The following is a 14,499-nucleotide window of genomic DNA, read 5'->3' as shown; positions in this document are numbered from 1 at the left end:
GGAGGAGACGATCATGAAGCGCACCACGGAATTTCTGCGCCACTCGGTCGAGCGGGAAGACCGCCCGGATGGCAGCATTCTGCTGCGGTCCACCTATCCGCTGAGCCCGGTGGTCGAGCGGACGGGAGACTGGCTGCACCAATGGGCGGGGGAAGCTCCGGACAGGGTGTTTCTGGCCGAACGCAGCGGTGCCGGCTGGCGCGAGGAAAGCTATGCGGGCATCCTGGAAAAGGTTCGGGCGATCGGTGCCGCGCTCCTGGCAAGAGGCATGGGGGCAAATACGCCGATCCTGATCATGTCCGGCAACGGTGTCGATCACGGCATTCTTGCGCTTGCTGCCCAGTATGTCGGAGTGCCGGTGGTGCCGGTGGCCGAGCAGTATTCGCTCATTCACGGTGCCCATGGCCGCCTGCGCGAGGCGATCAACCTCATCAAGCCGAAAATGGCCTATGTGGTCGATGCCGACCAATACGGCGAAGCGTTGAACCTTGAAGATCTTGCGTCGGTCGAGATTGTCGCCAGCCGCCCGGGAAGCCGGAACGTTACCGCCTTCGCCGACCTTCTGAAGGGAGACGGCAGCGTCGACGTCGACAGTGCCTTCGCGGCCGTCACGCCGGATACGGTCGGCAAGATCCTGATGACCTCCGGCTCGACCTCCAGCCCGAAGGGCGTTCTGACCACCCACCGGATGATGTGCGTGAACCAGGCCCAGCTTGCCGACTCCATGCCGTTCCTGCGCAAGCGCCCGCCGGTGATCGTCGATTGGCTGCCCTGGAACCACGTCTTCGGCGGCTCGCATAATTTCAACATGATGCTGGCCAACGGCGGCAGTCTCTACATTGACGACGGCAAGCCGGTGAAGGGCCTGTTCGAACGGACGGTGGAGAACCTGTCGTTGAAGACCGGTACGCTGGTGTTCAACGTGCCGCTTGGCTTCGGCATGCTGCTGAAGGCACTGGAAGCAGATACGGATCTGCGTCAGCGGTTCTTCGAGGATCTGGACCTGATCTTCTATGCAGGGGCCTCCCTGCCGCAGGAGGTCTGGTCCGGATTTGAGCGCATGGCGATGGAGGTCAAGGGCGAGGTGCCCTTGATGACGTCTTCCTGGGGACTGACCGAAACAGCGCCCTCGGCCCTGATGCAGCAGGAACCTGCACCCCACTCCGGCATTGTCGGTGTTCCGGTGAGCGGCGTCACCGTCAAGCTTTTACCCGATGCGGACATGCGCTGCGAAGTCCGAGTGAAGGGCCCCAACGTGATGCCCGGCTATCTCAACGATCCTGAAAAGACCGCCGCAGCCTTCGATGAAGAAGGGTTCTTCATCACCGGGGATGCGATGCTGTTTCTTGATCCAGCAGACGCAAACAAGGGCATGCGCTTTGACGGCCGGATATCGGAGGACTTCAAGCTGCAGTCCGGCACCTGGGTGCGGGCGGCGCAGCTGAAGCTGGACATGCTGTCCCGTCTCGCACCGCTTGCCGCAGACCTGATCATCACCGGCGCCGATCGGAACCAGATCGGGGTGATGATCTTCCCGAATGTCGCGGAGCTGACCCGGGAAGGCTTTGACCTCAACGATGATGACGGTGCTTTCCGCTGCAAGCTGCTGCAGGGCGAAATCCACCGCCGGCTTTCGGCGCGCGCCCGCGAGATCAGCGGCAGCTCGACACTGGTGTCCCGCGCCATCGTGCTGTCTCAGCCAGCTTCCATGCCCGAAGGCGAGATGACCGCCAAGGGCAATCTGAACATCCGAAAGGTTCTGGCGCGCCGCGAGGACCTGCTGGAACGGCTTTACACCGACGATGACCCTGCTGTGGTCACACTCTGATTGAGGAGCGCTTGAAATGGTCGACATCACCAAGGTTCGCGCCATCGACATCCACACTCACGCCGAAGAGCCCTGCGGCTGTCATTCCGACGATGGCTATGACGACCTGCAGGCCACGATGGCGAAATACTTCCGCGCGCCCTGGAGCCATCCGCCGACCGTACCGGAAACGGCAGCCCATTACCGCGAACAGAACATTGCGGCGGTAATCTTTCCGGTCGATGCCGAGCGCGAGACCGGCTACCGCCGCTACAAGAATGAGGAAGTGGCGGAACTTGCCGCCGAAAACGACGATGTTTTGATCCCCTTCGCCTCCATCGATCCGCACAAGGGCAAGATGGGTGCGCGCGAGGCGCGGCGCCTGATGAGGGATTTCGGCATCAAGGGTTTCAAGTTCCACCCGACGATGCAGGGTTTTTACCCCAACGACCGCATGGCCTACGAGCTCTATGAAGCGATCGCGGAAGAAGGCTCCATTGCGCTGTTCCATACCGGCCAGACAGGCGTCGGCAGCGGCATGCGCGGTGGCAACGGCATGCGGCTGAAATACTCCAACCCGATGTATATGGACGATGTCGCGGTCGATTTTCCCGACATGAAGATCATCCTCGCGCATCCTTCCTTCCCCTGGCAGGAGGAAGCCCTGGCGGTCGCCCAGCACAAGCCCAATGTCTATATCGACCTCTCCGGCTGGTCGCCGAAGTATTTCCCGGAAATCCTGGTGAAATACTGCAATTCGATCCTGAAGAAGAAGGTGCTGTTCGGCTCCGACTGGCCGATGATCACGCCGGAGCGCTGGCTGGCGGATTTCGAGAAGATCGCCATCAAGGACGAGCTTCGGCCGGACATCATCAAGGGCAATGCGGCTAGGCTACTGGGGCTGGCATGATCACTCCGGAGCTCACCCATTTCTGCGACCTTGAGGTCGAACTTGGCCCTGTCCGGGAACTGGGCCAGGGCAGGGCGGGTGCGCGGCGGATCATCCCGATTGTCGGTGGCCGGGTGACAGGTCAGGTGTCCGGAACGGTGCTGGACATGGGCGCTGACTGGCAGACGATCCTGGCAGACGGGTCGGCCGACATCGACACCCGCTACGCCTTCGAGACAGACGACGGCGCGGTGATCGAGATCATCAACAAGGGTGTTCGCCATGGTCCGCCGGACGTGCTGCAAGCGCTTGCCCGCGGCGAGGATATCGACCCGACGCTCTATTACTTCCGCACGGCGGCGAGGCTGGAGACCGGAGACCCGCGTTATGACTGGGTCAACAATACTCTTTTCGTCGGCACCGGCCGGCGACTTGCCTCCGCCGTGCTTGTGTCCTTGTTTCGGGTGGGGTGAGGACAGGAGCGAAGTTGTGATGTCCGGGGTCTCGAAACGTCCCGAAACGAAGTCCTCGATCACCGATCTCCTCAGGATGAGGGGGAATACAAAGCGAATACCCGATTGAGTATCTGTTGAAAGCCTGGAACTGATGAAACCCTTCACCACACCGCTTGACGATATCCTGTTCTGCCTGACCCATGTTGCCGGGGCAGCCGATCTGCCGGACTTCGATGCGGATCTTGCCGCCGAGATCGGCGGTCATTTTGCTGCCTTTGCAGAAGAGCAGTTGGCCCCGTTGAACGAACCGGGCGACAGCCAGGGTTGCCGGCTGGTGGAGGGGCGGGTGCGCATGCCGGACGGGTTCCGCGAAGCCTATGCCGCTTATGCGGAGCAGGGCTGGCCGGGATTGACGATCCCGGAAGCACTTGGCGGGCAGGGGCTCGATGCCGGCGTACTTGCGATCACCTCGGAAATCTTCACCGGTGCCAACCACAGTCTGCAGATGGTGACGAGCCTTGCTGCGGGTGCCGCCCGCACCCTGCTGGCCTTTGGCACGGAAGATCAGCAGGCGCGCGTGATCCCGCAATTTGCCTCCGGCGAGGCCCTTGCCACCATGTGCCTGACCGAACCGGACGCGGGGTCCGATCTTTCCCGCATCCGTTGCCGGGCTGTGCAGGCTGGTGATGGCTGTTCAATCAGCGGCGAGAAGATCTTCATCTCCGGCGGCGATCAGGACATGAGCGAGAAGATCCATCACCTGGTGCTGGCGCGCACGTCAGACGATGGCGTGAAGGGCCTGTCGCTGTTTCTGTGCCCGTGCACCCGCGTGGACGGCAGCCGCAACGCGGTGACCGTGACCCGTATTGAGGAAAAGATGGGTCTGCATGCTTCGCCCACCTGCCAGCTTGCTTTCGACGGCGCCGTCGCCGAACTGGTTGGCCGGGAAGGCGAAGGCCTGAAGGCGATGTTCACGATGATGAACCATGCCCGCGTGGATGTAGCCTTGCAGGGTGTTGCCCATGCCGCCCGCGCTGCGGATATCGCCAGCACCTATGCGGCGGAACGCAAGCAGGGCCGGGATGCTGCGGGCAAGCCGGTGACGCTGGATGGTCATGCCGACGTACGTCGCATGCTGGACGAGATCGATGCCCTTGCCCTTGGCGGACGAGCAATCGCGCACCTTGCGCTGGTCACGGTCGAAGCAGGCGAGAACCGGGCTCTGGCGGAATTCCTGACACCGATCGCCAAGGCTTACTGCACGCAAGCCGGCATGCAGGCAACGGAGCTTGGCATGCAGGTGCTCGGCGGGTACGGCTATCTGAAGGAATACGTCCTGGAACAGTGCTACCGGGATGTGCGGATCACCGCGATTTATGAAGGTGCCAACGCCATTCATGAAAGAGCACTGGTCACGCGTCTGCTGCCGGGCAAGGAAAGCGAGGCATTCGAGGAATTCCTGCGGGCCGAATGTCTGCGGAACGATAAAACTTGCCCGCAACTGGGCGAGGTTGTCGCCAACTGGTGCCGGGTTAGGGATCGGGTGTTGCAGAGCGAGGACCCGACAGCCCTTGCCCATGACTTCATGAAACTGACGAGCAAGACGCTGTTGAAGGTCCTGTGGGCACGCATGGCAGAAAAGGCTGACCTCCATCCGGACCCTGAGCGGATCAGGCGGCTTGCAGGGAAAGTGCTTGCAGGGCCCGAGCTGGCGCTGAGCGCCTGAGCCTGCACAGCAGTGAAATTCTTTTCTTCAAGGGGCAAGAGCCCCTTGGGCAGTAACATCTCGCCAAAAAGGCCGGGGATGAGGTTCTCTCTCGTTCTGCTTTTGCGCGCCGGTCTGTTCCCGAAACCTTTTCAATGTCCGCAGCTTCGCGCAAAGTAGCCCAAACCGATCACGCCGGGACGTTTCATGCATCCGCTCAATCTCGATCAGCTGAGGGCCTTTCTGGCCGTTGTCCGCCATGGCGGCGTCAACAAGGCCGCGGGAAGTTTGAACCTGACGCAGCCGGCGGTGACGACGCGGATCAAACGGCTGGAAGAGGCCCTGGGGACCGAGCTGTTTGAACGCTCTCCCGGCAGGCTGAAGCTGACCAAGCGCGGCGAGCTGCTTCAGACATTCGCCGAGCAGTTCGAGCGTCTGTCGGACAAGGTCGAGGAGACGGTAGTCTCCCGTGAGGGGATTGACCGGCATCTGCGCATTGGAGCCTCGGAAACCATTGCGCAGTGCTGGCTGCCGGATCTGGTTGCCGCGCTGCGGGCCGACTTTCCCAATCTAATCGTGGAAATCAACGTCGATATTTCCGTGAACCTGCGCGCCGGTTTGCTCGACCGGGAAATCGATCTGGCCCTGTTGCTGGGGCCGATTTCGGAATATTCGGTCGACAACATCGAGCTGCCCGGTTTCGACCTCGGCTGGTATGTGGCGGCGGACAGTCCGGCCAAGGGCGCGCAAGCCGAGGCGCTTTTGCGGGAAAAACCCGTAATCACCTACGCCCGGCACACGCGGCCTTACCGCGAGCTGAAAACACTGTTGTTCGAACGGGTTGCGCCGGACGTGCAGATGTTCCCGTCGTCGTCTCTGTCTGCCTGTTTCAGGCTGGTGGAAGCAGGGCTCGGGGTCGCGGCACTGCCGAGGGCGCTGGCACGGCCCTATGTCGAGGGAGGAAGCATCGTCGAGTTCGATCCGGGGTGGGTACCGGATGCCCTGAGGTTTTCGGCGAGCTATCTCGGTGACCCGCGCAGCCACATCGTCGCGGCTGCTGCGAAGAAGGCGCTTGAGGTTGCGGTCGCCTACTCTGATTATAAAAATCATTTATAAGATCTGCTAAAATCATTCAATTTGAGTTTATAACCGCAATGCGGGAGCCTTTCTCCAATGGAGGAGAGCCCCGGTGCTGCAATCTTATGAAACCCTTCGACAGGAAAACATCGAGACGCTTCGGGCGCAGATAAGGTCCGGCAGCTATCGCTCGCACACGGCGGGGCTGGGCAAGAACCTGCTTCAGGCAAATCTGGCGATCATTCCGGAAGCCTTTGCGCTGGATTTCATGCGCTTCTGCCAGCGCAATCCCAAACCCTGTCCGCTGATCGGTGCTTCGGACACGGGAAACCCCCTCCTGTTCACCCTGGGACACTGCCTGGATATTCGTACCGACGTCCCCGCCTACAACATCTATCGCGATGGCCGGCTGGAAGGCTCGGTGACGGACATAAGCGCCTTGTGGTCAGACGATCTCGTGGCCTTTGCGCTCGGCTGTTCCTTCACTTTCGAACATGCGCTGATCGAGGCGGGGATCGACCTCTGGCACATTTCAAACAATGTCACCGTGCCGATGTACCGCTCGAACATGGAAACGACACCGGCCGGGCCGTTCCGCGGTGCAATGGTGGTTTCCATGCGGATGATCCCGGATGAGCGGGTGCGGGACGCGGTTGCCATTTCGGCCCGCTTTCCGCTGGCGCACGGATCACCGGTCCATATCGGCGATCCAGCGGCCATCGGCATTTCCGCTCTCGACAATCCGGACTGGGGCGATGCGGTGCCGGTGGAGGCCGGCTTCACGCCCGTCTTCTGGGCTTGCGGAGTGACGCCGCAAGCCATCATCCAGAACGCTGCCCTGCCGTTGCTGATTACCCATAAACCGGGACACATGCTGATCACGGACATCCCGGATGACGCTGAAATTCCAATCATAACAAAAAAGACGCTGTAAGCTCGAACCTTCACGGAGTGGACACATGAAAAAGATTCTGACTTTCCTCATGGCCGGTGTCGCCATGTCCTCGGCCGCCGCCGCGGAAGATCTGTCTGTGGTCGGCAGCTGGTCCAGCCTGCCTCTGCACCAGGATTATGAGGCGCCGTTCTGGCAGACCGCCTTGCCTGAAGCATCCGGTGGCACCATCAACACAACCGTCACCACCCACAACCAGATGAACCTCGGCGTTGGCGAAGTGTTCCGCCTGCTTGGCCAGGGTGTTTTCGACGTCGGCATGACGGTGGGCGATTATGCAGTTGCCGATGCACCGGAACTGGAAGGCCTCGATGTGCCGCTGGTGGCCATGTCTGCCGACAAGGCCCATGCCGCGGTCGATGCCGCCCGGCCGATGGTCGAGGAGATCTTCGAAAAACGCTTCAATTCCAAGGTGCTTGCGATTGCGCCCTATCCGCCGCAGGTGGTGTTCTGCAACGCTGAAGTCGGTTCGCTGGACGACCTGAAGGGCAAGAAGATCCGCGCATCCGGCCGCATGACGGCCAAGTTCCTGGAAGCGCTCGGAGCAGAAGGCATTACGGTTGCCTTTTCCGAGGTGCCGGGCGCGCTGCAGAAAGGCGTCGTCGATTGTGCGGTGACCGGGGCAGGCTCCGGCTATAGCGCCGGGTGGTGGGAAGTCAGCACGCATCTTCTGCCGATCCCGCTTGGCGGCTGGGACCCGGTGGTGACAGCGATCAATCTCGACAAGTGGAACGCTCTGTCCGGCGAGACCCGGGCTTTGATCGAAAAGGAAATTGCCGAAAAGTTCGAAGCCCCTGCCTGGGCATCGGCGGAAGGTGCGCTGAGCAATGACATCGCCTGCCTGACCGGCAAGGGGGAATGCGCCTCGGGCGACGTGCGGGACATGGTTCTTGTCGAAGCCAGCGACGGTGACATCGAGCGGGCACGCCAGATCCTGGAAACGGATGTTCTGCCGGAATGGGCGGAGCGGGCCGGCGGTGACTGGGCTGCGCGCTGGAACGACAGCGTCGGCACCGTCGTCGGTGTGCAGATCAAGACCAACTAAGCCCGGGAGACATCGAGGTGGCGGAGAAACTCCTGTCAATCCTGTCGAGGATCAACCGGGCGATAGCGATTTCGGTCGGCGTTCTGTTCCTCACCTGTGCAGGTCTTGTTCTGATTGATATCTGTCTCCGCCGTGTCGGTGCCTCCTTCGGCGGCACCGACGAAATCTCCGGCTACGTGATGGCCATCGGAACGGCCTGGGGCATGGCTTTCGGATTGAGCGAACTTTCGCATATCCGGATCGATTTCCTGCGCCGCTCGGTTGGATTGCCAAAATGGCGGGCGGTGCTGGATCTTCTGTCGATCTTTGCCCTGTCCTCGACCGTCTCGATCGTCGCGCTGAAGTGCTGGCCGGTGGTGGAGACGACACTGCGCAATTCCTCAAGGGCGAACACACCCCTGGAAACTCCGCTCGCGCTGGTGCAATTGCCCTGGTTTGCCGGGTGGGTGTGGTTCGCGATCACCGCATGGCTGACCTTTGTCGCCGGTGTGCTGCTGGTCCTGCGCGGTGAATTTGCAAAATCCGAGCAGGCGATCGGTGCCTTTCCGGAAGGGGAGACGGCCTGATGCTTTCCTTCGTTTCCGTAGGCCTTCTTGGGCTCCTCAGCCTTTCCATTCCCGTCGGCATCGTGCTGTTCCTGCTGGGGTTCGGCATCGACCAGTTCTTCAGTGCCTTTCCGTTGACACGCGGCCTCGGGTCGATGGTCTGGTCGACGTCGGAAAATGCGGCGCTGATCGCCATTCCGTTCTTTGTGCTGCTGGGCGAGATCCTGGTGCGCACCGGCATTGCCGCACGCACCTACTCGGCGCTCGACCGCTGGGTCTCCTGGCTGCCAGGCGGGCTGGTGCATGCCAATGTGGCAACCGCCACCATGTTCTCGGCCACATCCGGATCTTCGGTAGCGACCGCTGCCACGGTGGCGACGGTGGCCATGCCGCAGGCTGATCGGCTGGGCTATGACCAGAAGCTCTTTTCCGGTGCGATCGCCGCCGGGGGTACGCTCGGCATCATGATCCCGCCGTCGATCAACCTGATCGTCTACGGTTTTCTGACACAGACCTCGATCCCGCAGCTTTTTCTGGCAGGGCTTCTGCCCGGCATCCTGCTGGCGACGGCCTTTCTGGCAGTGACTGCGCTTGTTTGCCTGGTCAATCCAAAGCTCGGCGGGGCACGGCGGACGTTCCCCTTGCGGGAAATGGCGCTCGGGCTGGCGGATCTGCTGCCGATCATCCTCCTGTTCAGCGCCATCATCGGCTCGATCTACAAGGGCTGGGCGACACCAACCGAAGCAGCCTCTGTCGGGGTTGCCGGTGCGCTGGCGATTGCCGCGCTTTTCGGTGGGCTCAACACACGCATGATCGGCGAAGCGCTGATCGGCACAGTGCGGGTCACGGCGATGATCATGCTGGTGGTTATCGGGGCGTCGTTTCTCAACTTCACGCTTTCGGCCGCCGGCCTGTCGCAGGAATTGCGCGGCTTTCTGGAGGGGCTCGGCTTCGGTCCCCTGCAGACGCTGCTGGTGATCGTCGCGATGTATATCGTGCTCGGTTTCTTCATCGAGACCCTGTCGCTGATGGTCATCACCATTCCCATCGTTGTGCCGATCGTTATCAGCCTGGGCTATGATCCGGTCTGGTTCGGCATCCTGATGATCGTGCTGATCGAGATGGCGCTGATCACACCGCCGGTGGGGCTCAATCTCTTCGTCGTCCAGAGTGCGCGGCGCGGCGGATCCATTGCCGAGGTGATGCTGGGAGCCATTCCCTACGTGTTGGCGATGCTGGCCATGGTCGCGGCGCTGATCGCCCTGCCGCAGATTGCGCTTTATCTGCCGATGGCCATGCGCTGAGGGGACAAGAGCAGAATTATTTTGGAACTGACAGACCGGGCAGACGTTTCCACCGTGATGAAGGCGGACCGGAGCAATCCGGAGGCCACATACACGAAGGAGACATTGATGACACGGTTTACCAAACTCGCCCTGACCCTGACGGGAGCCACGCTTCTTGCGACCCCTGTGATGGCCCAGGACAAGCCTGCTGGCGTTGAAGTTGGCAAACTGACATGCGTTGTCGAGCAGGAAACCAATTTCATCGTCGGTTCCAAGGCCGTCATGAACTGCACCTTCGACCGGGTCGGTGACGGCCCTGCCAGCTACTACACGGCGACCGTAAGCGAGTACGGGCTTGATATCGGGACCACCGACTCGGCCACGCTGATATGGGGCGTCGTTGCACCGACCGCCGACCTGGAGGTGGGCGCTCTTGAAGGTGAATACGCCGGCGTGACCGCAGGTGCCAGCCTTGGGGCGGGTATCAAGGCCAATGCCCTTATTGGCGGCTTCGACAAGTCGATTGCGCTGAACCCGCTCAGTGTGGAAAGCCAGACGGGCACGAACATCACGGTTGGTGTCAGTCGGATGTCACTGGAAGCGATCAAGTGAATAAAGTGACATAACGTCAAGAAGGGTCGGCTTTGCCGGCCCTTTTTGCATTTCCGGACGCGGATTTGGCTGAAAAGTGTGCGGACGTCCGACGATAATTCGAACTGGAGGGATACCTGGATGGCGACAGGTCAGTCGGAGACAATCAAGGAAGTTCTTACAAACTGGGAAGACGAAATTGAAAAGGAAGGCCGCGCCGATGTCGGCTCGCTGTTGAATGCTTCTGGCAGCCGTGCGGCGGGACCTCTTCTGTTTCTGCCGGCCCTTGTGATGATATCTCCCATCGGGGCCATACCAGGTGTGCCGATTGTTCTCACAACATTGACGCTTCTGGTGGCGGGACAGCTTGTGCTTGGCAGAACCTCGATCTGGTTACCGTCTTTCGTGCGCAATCGCGGTTTCCCCAAGCAGAAGGTGAAGTCGATCATCGACAAGCTCACCCCTTATGCCGAACGCGCCGACCGTTACCTCGGGCAACGCCTGGCCATGTTTGCCGGCGAAACCGCGAGCCGGATCGTCGCGGCGTTTTGCATCTTTCTGTCTCTTCTTGTCTATCCCGCCACCCTGCTGCCCTTTGCTGTCGCCTTGCCCGGCTCGGCAATACTTCTCCTGAGCCTCGGGTTGCTGGTGCGCGATGGTATCGTGACGCTGGTGGGGTTGATGGTGGCCTTGGCAGCGGTCGCCACCGTCGTTTACTGGCTTGCCTGAGGGCTTCTCGTGACGACCTTGTCCATGAGTTCGCCCCGAAACCGGGAGGCCTCCTCGTGACGGACAACCGGGGGGAGCGCGGATCAGGACAGGTGTGTGATCCGTCCGTCCACGGCACGAAAGAAGCCCCGATGTGAGCCAGTTTTCCTTTGTCCTTCTGCCTTGAAGCCAGCTCCTCATCGCTGGTAGAGCCACGACCTCTGGTCACCCAAAAAAAACGGGCCGCCGAAGCGACCCGTTTCCTTGGTGTTTTTCAGACAGCCGTTCAGCCTTTCAGCAGAACCGCATCCGGATTGGCCTTATAGGTGGCAGGCTCATAGGTCTGCGCATTTTCAAGCTGTTCCTTGGTGAAAGGGGCGGTGACCAGAAGGTCGCCGTTCTCCGTTTCGAACATCTTCAGACTGTTGAAGGCAACGGCAACCGGCTTTGCGTTGAAGCCAAGGAAACCGCCGACATCGATGACAACTGCCTGGGCCTTGCCGTCCTTGCCGATCAGGACCTCGGCGACTTCACCGATGTTTGTGTCCTGGTTGGTGTAGACCGTTGAATCGATCAGCTCGTCCGTGGATACGCTGGCTGCATCGACCTCGGTCTTTTCTTCAGTCCAGCCGGTGGACATGGCTTCATCCAGCTGCTGCCTGGCCGGGTCGATGGCCTCCTTGCGCACGGTCTCATAGGTGGACCTGGCGTTTTCGGTGACCTTGTCCATTTGCTCGCGCGCACCTTCCGTCGTCATCCAGTAGGGGATGTAATCCGGGCGCTCATAGGCGGTTGCCGCTTCCAGTTCCTGGCGCGAGACGTCACTGACGACGATGAGCCGCTTGTCCTCACCAGCCACGAAGTTGAGGCGGGCGAAATCGAGGGCGACTTCCTTTTCGCCGATGCCGAGGAAACCGCCGACACCGACAATCACCGCATGCACGGAGCCGTCGCGGCCGAAGACCACGTCGTTGATGTCGCCGATTTCTTCCCCTTCAGCATTTCTGCTGGTCACCACAGGCTTGCCGACCATGTTGGTGGCGAGAATGCCGGTGGTCGTATCCGGTGCAAGGGTGTGGAGTTCGAATTCGTATACGCCGGTGTCATCACTTGCACCGGCCTGACCGCCGTCTTTCATCGCAGCGGTCTCACCGGCAACAGCCGCCGTTGAAATGGCAGCTACGATTGCGGTGGTGGCGAGTAGATGGCGAAGCATTTCAGCATCTCCCTTTCGTGTTCTGAAAAGTTGAAAGTGCAGTAGGTAAATGGTTGAACTTTCGGGAAGTTCCGGGAGAAGGCGTCACGGCTGCGCCTGGGGGGCGTTGAGCCGTGACGCGAAAAATCAGGCGAGTTTGCCTGCGCTTTTCGGACCGGCCAGCAGCCAGACAATGAAGCCGACGACCGGGAAAATCAGGATCCCGAGAACCCAAAGCAACTTTGCCCCGGTGGAGGAGCCGCTTCCGAGGACCTGAATGATCGCGTAGACGTCCAGGATGAGGATCAACAGGCCGACAATTCCATATTCCATGACAGATCTCCGATGCTGGTGACTGTGACGGAAACGGCCGGGCGCGAAGAAGGTTCCCTGCGGTGGTCTTGAAGTTTCCGAGATAATTTTCAAAAATATTTGGAACGATTTCGAAAACGAGGCGTTTCATCTCCGTATCTCAAATATCGGAGGTTGCTATGCTTTCCTGGGCATTGTTGTTCTTGGTGGTTGCTATTGTTGCAGCCGTACTTGGTTTTGGCGGTATTGCCGGTACTGCGGTTTCCATTGCCAAACTGATCTTCTTTGTCGCCATTGCGCTGTTCCTGATTTCGGCAGTCGCACATGCCATCAGAGGCCGCAGGGTCTGACACGAGAACAAAACGGGCGCTTCGGCGCCCTTTTTTGTGCCTTCCCCAACAGGCATTCAGGCGACGTCAAACGCCTGACAAGGCAACGCTTTCCTCGTTCAATGAATTAGGTGATTCAGTCGCCTTGCCGGTATCCGGTGGCTAGCGGGCTTCGGCCTGAATGCGCAGCGTATTGCGGGCAGTCCAGAGCCGGCGGGCGATTTGGTGTCTGTCCGGTCTGCTCTCGATCGAGAAAACGGCATCCTGGGCTATATTGAACAGCTGCCTCGAGACAAGGTGCAGGTGCTCCTTGCGGCAGACCAGGGACGCCTTTTCCAAAGCGCAAATGAGGTGGTCGAGCACCAGGATGTTGCCTCTTGAAGCCTGCCTGAGCGGACTGATCGCCGTGTCCAGGAGATCGTGCACTTCCAGGATCGTCAACCACAGGCGAGGGGTCTCGTCGTCATCCGTAATGAGCGAGCTGGGAGCGCCGCGCTGCAGGATCCGCGCGGCGGAGGCCGACAGGTGATCGATCGCGCTTATCGCGGTGTAGCTGTCGTTGACGCCGGGGGAGAGCGCTCGCAGCGCGATCTCCACCATCAGGTGCACCGAAAACTGGATATCCCCTTCGGGAGCCCGGGCCTTTTCGATCTTGAAGGTACCGTTCAAGGGCTTCAGATCAGGGGCTTCGGCCTCCGTGCGCACCTTTGCGATCGGCATGCCTTCGATGACGTAGGTTCCGGGAATGACGGACACTTCGATGAAACCGTCGAGAGACTTCGCGATGTTTATCAGCCGTTCGCTGTCGATGAAGGTGATGTAGCCGCTGCGCGCGGCTTTGAAGGTGCAGACCGGCAGGTCGGGTATCTCCTCGCGGTCATTCGGCTTTTCACGCGGTTCGTGCGCCAGAAGCTCGTCGATCGAGGATCGCAACGCTGCATGAATGCGGCCGATTTCGGCGTCGACCCGGATACGGCCGGCAACGTCGTTGACGAAATAGACAAGCCAGAAAAAGCTGCTGGAGGCTAGGATTATCGAGAGGATGACGGAAAACCGGAGATCCTTGGTGTCGTCGACACCGAAAAGGACAAGCATGGAATAAAGGAAGGTCGCGCCCAGAAGGCCGATGGTAATCTGGGTGGTTCTGTTGCTGGCGAAGGTTTCCAGCAGGCGGGCCGAAATATTGCCCGCAGCGAGTGTGAATACGACCAGCGTCAGGGAATAGACAAGGCTGATGACCGACATCATCGCGCCGGCAATGGTCGACAGGACCGAGCGGGCACCATCGATGCTGATGGAGCTGTAGCCGAAAAAGTCGAAGACACCGGTCAGGAGTTGAAGGTCATCGATCAGGAAGGCTGCGAATGCGAGGACAGCCCCCAGAAGTGTGATGCAGACGGGGATGAACAGAAAGCCCTTGGCCAGACGGACGAGGGCTTGTTCGCGGGCGTTTTCCCGATAGGCCAGATCCATTCCCGTTCCCCCTCAAACCGGCAGGGTTCCATCGACGATGGAACCCTGCCGGTCATTGTTAGCTGTCGTGCGCCAACCGGCTTGCCTGATCACACCGGATGCAGTGCGCCGGCCTGTAACGGACGCAGAA

Annotated in this window: 15 protein-coding genes; 12 read left to right on the top strand and 3 right to left on the bottom strand. The window is 60.4% G+C overall.

Annotated features, from left to right (window positions below; all coding sequences use genetic code 11):
* Nucleotides 1-13 precede the first annotated feature (13 nt).
* The 11 genes from J7447_RS14385 (at nt 14) to J7447_RS14335 (ending at nt 11,081) form a co-directional block, all read left to right on the top strand.
* Nucleotides 14-1,828: a feruloyl-CoA synthase gene (locus tag J7447_RS14385; RefSeq protein ID WP_209170024.1), complete on the top strand. Its 1,815-nt coding sequence runs from the start codon at nt 14-16 to the stop codon at nt 1,826-1,828.
* A 16-nt stretch (nt 1,829-1,844) separates the two neighbouring features.
* Complete coding sequence (locus tag J7447_RS14380) at nt 1,845-2,717, top strand: amidohydrolase family protein (RefSeq protein ID WP_023003195.1); 873 nt, start codon at nt 1,845-1,847, stop codon at nt 2,715-2,717.
* Nucleotides 2,714-3,169 (top strand): DUF3237 domain-containing protein, encoded by a 456-nt coding sequence (locus J7447_RS14375; protein ID WP_209170023.1) that lies wholly within the window; start codon nt 2,714-2,716, stop codon nt 3,167-3,169. Before J7447_RS14380 ends, J7447_RS14375 begins: the two co-directional genes overlap by 4 nt.
* Before the next feature lie 133 nt (nt 3,170-3,302).
* Nucleotides 3,303-4,877 carry an acyl-CoA dehydrogenase family protein gene (locus tag J7447_RS14370; protein WP_209170022.1) on the top strand — a complete coding sequence of 525 codons (1,575 nt, stop codon included), beginning with the start codon at nt 3,303-3,305 and terminating at the stop codon, nt 4,875-4,877.
* 186 nt (nt 4,878-5,063) lie between these two features.
* Nucleotides 5,064-5,972, top strand: a complete 909-nt coding sequence (locus J7447_RS14365; RefSeq protein WP_209170021.1) for a LysR family transcriptional regulator — start codon at nt 5,064-5,066, stop codon at nt 5,970-5,972.
* Nucleotides 5,973-6,045: 73 nt separating this feature from the next.
* Nucleotides 6,046-6,867 carry a putative hydro-lyase gene (locus tag J7447_RS14360; RefSeq protein ID WP_209170020.1) on the top strand — a complete coding sequence of 274 codons (822 nt, stop codon included), beginning with the start codon at nt 6,046-6,048 and terminating at the stop codon, nt 6,865-6,867.
* A 25-nt stretch (nt 6,868-6,892) separates the two neighbouring features.
* The gene (locus tag J7447_RS14355; protein ID WP_023003200.1) at nt 6,893-7,930 is read left to right on the top strand and encodes a TRAP transporter substrate-binding protein; all 1,038 of its coding nucleotides are present in this window, start codon (nt 6,893-6,895) and stop codon (nt 7,928-7,930) included.
* A gap of 17 nt (nt 7,931-7,947) precedes the next feature.
* Nucleotides 7,948-8,496, top strand: a complete 549-nt coding sequence (locus tag J7447_RS14350) for a TRAP transporter small permease subunit (RefSeq protein WP_209170019.1) — start codon at nt 7,948-7,950, stop codon at nt 8,494-8,496.
* Nucleotides 8,496-9,779, top strand: coding sequence for a TRAP transporter large permease (locus tag J7447_RS14345; RefSeq protein WP_209170017.1), 1,284 nt, complete (start codon nt 8,496-8,498; stop codon nt 9,777-9,779). The genes J7447_RS14350 and J7447_RS14345 overlap by 1 nt, the downstream gene beginning before the upstream one ends.
* Nucleotides 9,780-9,887: 108 nt before the next feature.
* Nucleotides 9,888-10,373: a DUF992 domain-containing protein gene (locus J7447_RS14340; RefSeq protein WP_031270375.1), complete on the top strand. Its 486-nt coding sequence runs from the start codon at nt 9,888-9,890 to the stop codon at nt 10,371-10,373.
* A 120-nt stretch (nt 10,374-10,493) separates the two neighbouring features.
* A complete protein-coding gene (locus J7447_RS14335; RefSeq protein ID WP_209170015.1) occupies nt 10,494-11,081 on the top strand; it encodes an exopolysaccharide biosynthesis protein in 588 nt (195 codons plus the stop codon).
* A 265-nt stretch (nt 11,082-11,346) separates the two neighbouring features.
* Here J7447_RS14335 and J7447_RS14330 read toward each other — a convergent pair whose 3' ends face one another.
* Nucleotides 11,347-12,276 (bottom strand): PRC-barrel domain-containing protein, encoded by a 930-nt coding sequence (locus J7447_RS14330; RefSeq protein ID WP_168685037.1) that lies wholly within the window; start codon nt 12,274-12,276, stop codon nt 11,347-11,349.
* Between the two features lie 126 nt (nt 12,277-12,402).
* On the bottom strand, nt 12,403-12,588 hold the full coding sequence (locus J7447_RS14325) for a PLD nuclease N-terminal domain-containing protein (protein ID WP_023003206.1): 186 nt from the start codon (nt 12,586-12,588) through the stop codon (nt 12,403-12,405).
* A gap of 158 nt (nt 12,589-12,746) precedes the next feature.
* Between J7447_RS14325 and J7447_RS14320 the strand changes: the two genes are divergently transcribed.
* Entirely contained in the window at nt 12,747-12,917 is a 171-nt protein-coding gene (locus tag J7447_RS14320) for a DUF1328 domain-containing protein (protein WP_023003207.1), read from the top strand.
* A gap of 141 nt (nt 12,918-13,058) precedes the next feature.
* On the opposite strand, the gene J7447_RS14315 is transcribed toward J7447_RS14320, so the two are convergent.
* Entirely contained in the window at nt 13,059-14,369 is a 1,311-nt protein-coding gene (locus J7447_RS14315) for a DUF2254 domain-containing protein (protein ID WP_209170008.1), read from the bottom strand.
* Nucleotides 14,370-14,499 lie beyond the last annotated feature (130 nt).

Origin of the sequence: Labrenzia sp. R5_0 (assembly GCF_017743835.1) — a bacterium.
In the GTDB taxonomy this organism is placed as follows: domain Bacteria; phylum Pseudomonadota; class Alphaproteobacteria; order Rhizobiales; family Stappiaceae; genus Roseibium; species Roseibium algicola.
Note: the sequence above shows the minus strand (reverse complement) of the source record. Positions and strands in the feature narration are given on the sequence as shown.

What these genes read in the sequence shown, in the direction of transcription:
- J7447_RS14385 (WP_209170024.1), top strand. Translation starts at nt 14, where the DNA reads ATGAAGCGCACCACGGAATTTCTGCGCCACTCGGTCGAGCGGGAAGAC.
- J7447_RS14380 (WP_023003195.1), top strand. Translation starts at nt 1,845, where the DNA reads ATGGTCGACATCACCAAGGTTCGCGCCATCGACATCCACACTCACGCC.
- J7447_RS14375 (WP_209170023.1), top strand. Translation starts at nt 2,714, where the DNA reads ATGATCACTCCGGAGCTCACCCATTTCTGCGACCTTGAGGTCGAACTT.
- J7447_RS14370 (WP_209170022.1), top strand. Translation starts at nt 3,303, where the DNA reads ATGAAACCCTTCACCACACCGCTTGACGATATCCTGTTCTGCCTGACC.
- J7447_RS14365 (WP_209170021.1), top strand. Translation starts at nt 5,064, where the DNA reads ATGCATCCGCTCAATCTCGATCAGCTGAGGGCCTTTCTGGCCGTTGTC.
- J7447_RS14355 (WP_023003200.1), top strand. Translation starts at nt 6,893, where the DNA reads ATGAAAAAGATTCTGACTTTCCTCATGGCCGGTGTCGCCATGTCCTCG.
- J7447_RS14345 (WP_209170017.1), top strand. Translation starts at nt 8,496, where the DNA reads ATGCTTTCCTTCGTTTCCGTAGGCCTTCTTGGGCTCCTCAGCCTTTCC.
- J7447_RS14340 (WP_031270375.1), top strand. Translation starts at nt 9,888, where the DNA reads ATGACACGGTTTACCAAACTCGCCCTGACCCTGACGGGAGCCACGCTT.
- J7447_RS14335 (WP_209170015.1), top strand. Translation starts at nt 10,494, where the DNA reads ATGGCGACAGGTCAGTCGGAGACAATCAAGGAAGTTCTTACAAACTGG.
- J7447_RS14330 (WP_168685037.1), bottom strand. Translation starts at nt 12,276, where the DNA reads ATGCTTCGCCATCTACTCGCCACCACCGCAATCGTAGCTGCCATTTCA.
- J7447_RS14325 (WP_023003206.1), bottom strand. Translation starts at nt 12,588, where the DNA reads ATGGAATATGGAATTGTCGGCCTGTTGATCCTCATCCTGGACGTCTAC.
- J7447_RS14320 (WP_023003207.1), top strand. Translation starts at nt 12,747, where the DNA reads ATGCTTTCCTGGGCATTGTTGTTCTTGGTGGTTGCTATTGTTGCAGCC.
- J7447_RS14315 (WP_209170008.1), bottom strand. Translation starts at nt 14,369, where the DNA reads ATGGATCTGGCCTATCGGGAAAACGCCCGCGAACAAGCCCTCGTCCGT.